This window comes from Vreelandella sp. H-I2, assembly GCF_052959335.1.
The window spans coordinates 332544-339074 of the sequence record NZ_JBRAMC010000006.1; the positions used below are offsets into that span (position 1 = coordinate 332544).

At 55.0% G+C, this 6531-nt stretch carries 6 protein-coding genes and 1 rRNA gene; 3 read left to right on the forward strand and 4 right to left on the reverse strand.

Annotation, left to right across the window (positions count from 1 at the left end; all coding sequences use genetic code 11):
* Window positions 1–85: 85 nt before the first annotated feature.
* From ACUVOF_RS16830 to ACUVOF_RS16840, 3 genes are all read right to left on the reverse strand, one after another.
* Entirely contained in the window at window positions 86–679 is a 594-nt protein-coding gene (locus ACUVOF_RS16830; RefSeq protein ID WP_113269719.1) for a YggT family protein, read from the reverse strand.
* A 41-nt stretch (window positions 680–720) separates the two neighbouring features.
* A complete protein-coding gene (gene proC / locus ACUVOF_RS16835; protein ID WP_447045432.1) occupies window positions 721–1545 on the reverse strand; it encodes a pyrroline-5-carboxylate reductase in 825 nt (274 codons plus the stop codon).
* 80 nt (window positions 1546–1625) lie between these two features.
* A complete protein-coding gene (locus ACUVOF_RS16840; RefSeq protein ID WP_447045433.1) occupies window positions 1626–2342 on the reverse strand; it encodes a YggS family pyridoxal phosphate-dependent enzyme in 717 nt (238 codons plus the stop codon).
* Window positions 2343–2374: 32 nt separating this feature from the next.
* Here ACUVOF_RS16840 and ACUVOF_RS16845 point away from each other — a divergent pair, with 32 nt between their 5' ends.
* Complete coding sequence (locus ACUVOF_RS16845; RefSeq protein WP_447045434.1) at window positions 2375–3418, forward strand: type IV pilus twitching motility protein PilT; 1044 nt, start codon at window positions 2375–2377, stop codon at window positions 3416–3418.
* A 36-nt stretch (window positions 3419–3454) separates the two neighbouring features.
* Here ACUVOF_RS16845 and ACUVOF_RS16850 read toward each other — a convergent pair whose 3' ends face one another.
* A complete protein-coding gene (locus ACUVOF_RS16850) occupies window positions 3455–4594 on the reverse strand; it encodes an anhydro-N-acetylmuramic acid kinase (RefSeq protein WP_447045435.1) in 1140 nt (379 codons plus the stop codon).
* Window positions 4595–4736: 142 nt separating this feature from the next.
* Between ACUVOF_RS16850 and tyrS the strand changes: the two genes are divergently transcribed.
* Together tyrS and ACUVOF_RS16860 are read left to right on the forward strand one after the other, a co-directional pair.
* A complete protein-coding gene (tyrS, locus tag ACUVOF_RS16855; RefSeq protein WP_447045436.1) occupies window positions 4737–5936 on the forward strand; it encodes a tyrosine--tRNA ligase in 1200 nt (399 codons plus the stop codon).
* A 485-nt stretch (window positions 5937–6421) separates the two neighbouring features.
* Window positions 6422–6531, forward strand: a 16S ribosomal RNA gene (locus ACUVOF_RS16860); the annotation flags it as partial.

Consider the following 6531-nt stretch of genomic DNA (forward strand, 5'->3'; position numbering starts at 1 on the left):
GACTGAATGAGGCCTGTCGAATAGAACTATTGAAACTAAATCAACTGAAACAGGATTCATTAGAACAAAAGATTGGCAATTGCCATCACAGCCCGACCAGTGCGCCAGAAATACCCGCAGCACGGATCAGGGAGCCGACCACTAAACCATCAATCAGGTTAATGGCAATAAACACCACAATGGGTGAAAGGTCGATCATGCCCAACGACGGGATGACTCTGCGCACGGGTGCCATAATCGGTTCCACCAACTGCATCACAAGCAGCGCGCCTGGGTGGCTGGCGTTGGGCGCTACCCAGCTCAGAATGATCATCACAATTAGAGCGAAGAAGTAGATCTTTAAAATCGCGTTCGCTAAGGCCGCCACGCCTGCGATTAACAGTCCCGCAATGGGGGGCATGCCAACGCCGATCACCATAAAAATGGCGATAATGCTGACTATTTTTAATACAAAGCCCGCTGCTAACGTTGCGAGGTCAAAACGACCGGCCACGGGGCCTAAAAAACCCTGGAAGAGACCCACTAACGGCTGGGTAATCTTGACCACCGACTGGCTGAGTGGGTTGTAATAGTCGGCCCTTGACGCTTGCAGCAGAAAGCGCAGCATGAGTAAAAAGAGGTAAATATTGATCAGGGTATTTACCAGCATTAACCCTGCACTGCCCAATTCATTGCCCATTATTTCGTCTCCTTGATGATTCGTTGCTGAACGACTGCGTGTTAGTGGCCGCTTAGTTCCTTGGCCATCGCCTGGGCACGATCAGCGCAGGCCTGCATGGCGTCGGCAATGGTGGTGCGTAATTGTGCCTCTTCCATATGCTGAATGGCACGTTCTGTCGTGCCGCCCGGTGACATGACGTTCTGTTTCAACGTGGCAGGGTCTTTATCACTTTGCTGGGCCATGGTAGCGGCACCCATTGCGGTTTGAATAGCGAGGCGGCGTGCGGTGGCGGCAGGTAAGCCGAGTTTGACCGCGGCCTCTTCCATGGCTTCGAACATCAGGAAAAAGTAGGCCGGGGCACTGCCAGAAACGGCGGTTACTGCATCTAACAGCGCTTCTTCTTCTACCCACTCGACAATGCCGACCGCTTCCATTAGCTGGGTGGCCACGTCACGCTGGGCATCGCTGACGTGGGCATTGGCGTAGAGGCCGCTGGCGCCATAACCGACCAGCGAGGGTGTATTGGGCATGCAGCGCACCATGGCGTTTTGGCCGCCTAGCCACTGATCGATAGTGTCAGCGTCCAGACCGGCAGCAATCGAGATAACCAATGGCTGTTGACGCTGAATGCTGTCGCGCAGCGCTTCGCAGACGCTGCGCATGATTTGCGGTTTTACCGCCAATACCACCACATCGCTGTCCGCCACCGCCGCGTTGTTATCGGTGTCGGTATTGATGCCTAAGCGTTCTTTAATCAATGTCAGTTCGCTATCGTTCGGCGCGGTGGCGGTAATAGTAGAAGGCTCAACACCACTGTCGATGAGGCCGCCGATAATGGCGCTGGCCATATTGCCGGCCCCAATAAAGGTAATCTTGTTCGCCATATAGGTGTCCTTTAGTGAAGTGTGATAGCTGACTCAGTCAGCGTGCGGGTTGCACTTGCTAGCAGCATGTCGTTATGTGCTTAAGGCATTTGACGGGCGCCAAAAATCGCGGTGCCTAATCTTACCAGCGTGGCGCCTTCCAGTACCGCTGCTTCTAAATCGTCGCTCATGCCCATTGAGAGTGTATCAAGAGGCGCGTCGGGCAATGTGCGCTGTAGCGCGGTTAAACTCTCACGAAGCGCGGCTAATGGCTTGCGCTGAGCGTCGACACCCTCCGCCGGGGCGGGAATCGCCATTAAGCCGCGCAAGTGCAGGTTAGGCAGCGCGGCGACTTCTTTGGCCAATTCCTCTACTTCCTCCGGCAGTACACCGGCTTTGCTCTCTTCGCGGCTGACATTAACTTGCAGGCAGATATTCAGCGGCGCAAGGTGCGTGGGCCGCTGTTCGCTGAGGCGCTTGGCAATTTTTAGCCGATCAACGCTGTGCACCCAGTCAAAATGCTCGGCCACCGAACGAGTCTTGTTGGACTGCAGCGGCCCAATGAAATGCCATACAATGCCATCAAGATCAGCGAGTTCAGTCTGCTTCTCCAGCGCTTCCTGCAAGTAGTTTTCACCAAATTCACGTTGGCCAAGCTGCCAGGCTTGACGAACCATTGCTGCTGGCTTGGTTTTGCTGACTGCCAGTAGCTTGGCTGCATCTTTGGCACGCCCCGCGTCTTCTAATGCGCTCCGCAGGCGTTCACGCGCCTGAGCGTATGAATAGCCGAGTGACTCGTTAAGCGCGATGTCTGTCATACTCAAGCACCTTACCGCAGCTGGGAAGAGAGATGGATATTACCGAACTGCTAGCATTTTCGGCAAAGCAGAATGCCTCTGACTTGCACCTTTCGGCCGGTTTGCCGCCTATGATACGTGTTGATGGCGATATTCGTCGGCTCAATGTGCCCGCTATCGATAATAACGATGTGCGCAAATTGATCTACGACATCATGAACGATAGCCAGCGGCGCGACTATGAAGAACACTTGGAAATTGATTTTTCCTTTGAAGTGTCCGGCGTTGCGCGCTTTCGTGTTAACGCATTTACGCAGGCTCGCGGTGCAGGGGCGGTATTCCGCACCATTCCCAGCCAAGTGCTCTCCCTGCAGGCCCTAGGTCTTGGCGAGGTGTTTGAGCGCCTGGCAATGCTACCGCGTGGCTTGGTGCTGGTGACCGGGCCGACCGGCTCGGGTAAAAGCACCACGCTGGCCGCGATGATTGACTACATTAACGACCACCGCTACGAGCACATTCTTACCATTGAAGATCCTGTTGAGTTTGTGCACGCCAGTAAGCGCTGTTTGATTAACCAACGCGAAGTGCACCGTGACACCCATAGCTTTGCCGACGCGCTGCGAAGTGCACTGCGTGAGGACCCGGATGTCATTCTGGTCGGCGAGCTACGTGACCTGGAAACGATTCGACTAGCGTTGACCGCTGCTGAAACGGGGCATTTGGTGTTGGGAACGCTGCACACCACATCGGCGGCAAAAACCATTGATCGTATTATTGATGTCTTCCCCGGCGAAGAGAAGGCCATGGTGCGCTCGATGTTGTCGGAATCGCTCCAGGCGGTGGTGTCTCAATCGTTGCTTAAACGTCAGGGCGGCGGGCGTGTGGCGGCGCATGAAGTGCTGATTGCCACCTCAGCAGTGCGTAATCTCATTCGAGAAGACAAGGTGGCGCAGATGTACTCCGCGATTCAAACCGGCGGCAGCCTGGGCATGCAAACGTTGGATGCCGCGCTATCGCGGTTAGTGAAAGAAGGCGTAGTGAGCATCGAAGATGCCCAGGCGCAGGCAAAAGGTACGCTCTCGTCGATCGATGAGTAATCTGCGTGCGCCACGCACGAATAGTGGCTTCGTTCATTAGCTGGCGTAAATACCACCCAGCACTCGCGGCCCTGACGCGCCGGTGACCGAGGGTAGGTTGCCAGGCAGGTGGTGCAGACGCTGGTGTGCCAACCAGGCAAAGGCGCCGGCTTCTATCCAGTCTTCAGGCCAGCCGTACGCCGCTGGCGAAGTGAGCGTAGCGCGAGGGAGGTGGTAGGCAATGCGTTGCATCAAATACGCGTTGTGCGCGCCGCCGCCAGCGGTAATCAGCGTGAGCGGGCCATTATCGATCCGCAGTTGTTCAACCCCCTGGGCGACACTGACGGCGGTGAGTTCAGCCAGCGTCGCCTGCACATCGGCGGCGGTTTCCTGGCCGCTGAGGTGTTGTTGAAGCCAATCCAGATGGAATAGCTCACGCCCCGTACTTCTCGGCGGCGGCTGCTGGAAAAACGGTTCGGCAAGCAGTCGAGCCAATAGCGCTTCATCTACCTTCCCGCTCGCGGCCCAATCGCCGTCCTGATCAAAGCGACCTCCCTGGTGCAGGGCAAACCAGCCATCCAATAAAACATTGGCGGGCCCGGTATCGAAACCGGTCACTGGGTCGCTTGATTGCCTAGAAAGCCAAGTGAGATTGGCGAAGCCGCCTAAATTAAGCACCAACTGATGCGCGTCCGCTCGCCCAAACAGCGCTTGATGAAAGGCCGGTGCCAGCGGCGCGGCCTGGCCGCCAGCAGCGAGGTCGCGACGGCGGAAGTCGGCCACCACCGTGCAGCCAGTCAGTTCTGCCAACAGGCTGGGGTTATCCAGCTGTAGTGTGTAAGCCGGGCCACCAGCGTGCCCTGCAGGGGCATGTTCGATGGTTTGGCCATGGCTGCCAATAGCGCTAATCTGCTCAGGCTTTACCGACAGCGGCGTGAGTAGTTGTTTTACGGCTTGGGCCTGGCACTGGCAAAAAGCATGTTCGGCCGCGGCCAACTGGGCAAAGCTCACCTGCTCCGCATGGCAGAGCGTCAGTAGCAGCTCCCGCAAGCCATGAGGCATTGGCTCGGCGTGAGTCGCCAGTAGGCGCAGCGGTAAGTCATTTTCGATGGCGATGAGCGCGGCATCGATACCGTCCAGGCTAGTACCCGACATCAGGCCAATATAGTAAAGCGGCGAAGCGGTAGGCGTTTTCATAAGCGAACTCGTACAAAGCGGGGGCTAAGATCAAACCAGAGCTAAACGAAGGCTCAACCAAGGCGAACGGGCATGGTAACATCGTCGGCTATTTAACACCTGACGTCCGGCCAGGACGGTTCTTATATAGTGGAGAGAGGCAATGAGTGAGGTGGATCAGGCTTTAGCGCTGCTGGCGCGGGGTACGCATGAAATCCTGGTTGAGGATGAGTTGAAAAAGAAACTAGCCTCAGGCCGTAAGCTGCGTATTAAAGCTGGTTTTGATCCCACGGCCCCTGACCTGCACCTGGGTCACAGCGTCCTGCTGACCAAAATGCGTCAGTTTCAGGATCTGGGGCATACCGTCATATTTCTTATTGGTGATTTCACCGGGCGAATTGGTGACCCCACCGGTAAAAACGTGACGCGCAAACCGCTCACCGAAGAGGACGTTAAAGCCAACGCTGAAACCTATAAGGAGCAGGTGTTCAAAATCCTCGATCCAGAAAAAACCGAGGTGCGTTTTAATGCCGAGTGGTTTGGTGAGCTCTCCGCCGCCAAAATGATCGAGCTAGCCGCGCAAAGCACCGTTGCACGTATGCTGGAACGGGATGACTTTGAAAAGCGTTACAAGGCCAATCAATCAATAGCGATTCACGAATTTCTCTACCCGCTGGTGCAAGGCTACGATTCAGTCGCGCTTGAAGCCGATGTGGAGCTGGGCGGTACCGATCAAAAGTTTAATCTATTGATGGGTCGCGAAATCCAAAAGCACTTCGGTCAGGAGCCTCAGGTGGTTATCACCATGCCGCTGCTGGAAGGGTTGGACGGCGTGCAGAAGATGTCCAAGTCATTGGGTAACTATATTGGCGTCGATGAAGCGCCTGGCTCCATGTTCAATAAGCTGGTCTCCATGCCGGATAGCTTAATGTGGCGCTACTTTGAGTTGCTTTCGTTGAAATCCAACGAAGAGATCGAGGCGTTGAAGCAGAGCGTGGAACAGGGGGCGAACCCGCGTGATGTGAAAATGGAGCTGGCGCGTGAGTTGATCGCTCGCTACCACGGTGACGAAGCGGCAGCTAATGCCCATAAGTCCGCGGGTAACCAATTAGCCGATGGCGAACTGCCCGAAGATTTGCCGGAAGTGACAGTGGATTTTGAAGGTGGCGCACAGGCGCCCATTGCTGCGGTACTCAATAGAGCAGAGCTTGCGAACAACAGCGCTCAAGCCAAAGACATGCTGGGGAATGGGCGGGTTAAAGTCGACGGTGAGGTGGTGGCTAAGGACACCATGTTAGCGACAGGTAAGAGCTACGTGATCCAAGCAGGCAAGAAGCGTTACGCTCGTGTGACACTTATTTGAACTTTCTGCTAAAAAGCCCTTGCCAACCCGGCAGCGAATCCGTAAAGTACGCATCCGCTGCCGGGGACGCCAAGCGTTACCAGCGGTGAATGAAGGTGAAAACCTTCGGTTTGTCAGGTAGTTAGCGGTTTTTGATGTGGTCAGGTTTACATCGAAAACAACGCCCTTGACAATCACCAGGAAGTGCGTAGAATACGCCTTCCTCGCTGAGGCAAGCCAGTTCAACGGCGGCCAGGTTGCTTTACGCAGCTTACGACAGCGAAAGCAGCTCTTTAACAATTTGATCAGGTAATTCATGTGGGCGCTTGCTGATGTTAGTGACAAATCACTAAATATCAAGGCAGGCGAACACAACGATACTCTTCATGTCGTTACTTTTAAGTAACGTGGTGAGGTAGGTATCACAGTGAATTCGTTTGAACCTTGAGCCAAGTTTGATCCGCTTTTGTTACTTTCGAGTGACGAGTAAGGATCACAATGATTTTAAACTGAAGAGTTTGATCATGGCTCAGATTGAACGCTGGCGGCAGGCCTAACACATGCAAGTCGAGCGGTAACAGGTCCTTCGGGATGCTGACGAGCGGCGGACGGGTGA

Coding starts and splice junctions, on each gene's coding strand:
- ACUVOF_RS16830 (WP_113269719.1), bottom strand. CDS start 679: ATGGGCAATGAATTGGGCAGTGCAGGGTTAATGCTGGTAAATACCCTG.
- proC (WP_447045432.1), bottom strand. CDS start 1,545: ATGGCGAACAAGATTACCTTTATTGGGGCCGGCAATATGGCCAGCGCC.
- ACUVOF_RS16840 (WP_447045433.1), bottom strand. CDS start 2,342: ATGACAGACATCGCGCTTAACGAGTCACTCGGCTATTCATACGCTCAG.
- ACUVOF_RS16845 (WP_447045434.1), top strand. CDS start 2,375: ATGGATATTACCGAACTGCTAGCATTTTCGGCAAAGCAGAATGCCTCT.
- ACUVOF_RS16850 (WP_447045435.1), bottom strand. CDS start 4,594: ATGAAAACGCCTACCGCTTCGCCGCTTTACTATATTGGCCTGATGTCG.
- tyrS (WP_447045436.1), top strand. CDS start 4,737: ATGAGTGAGGTGGATCAGGCTTTAGCGCTGCTGGCGCGGGGTACGCAT.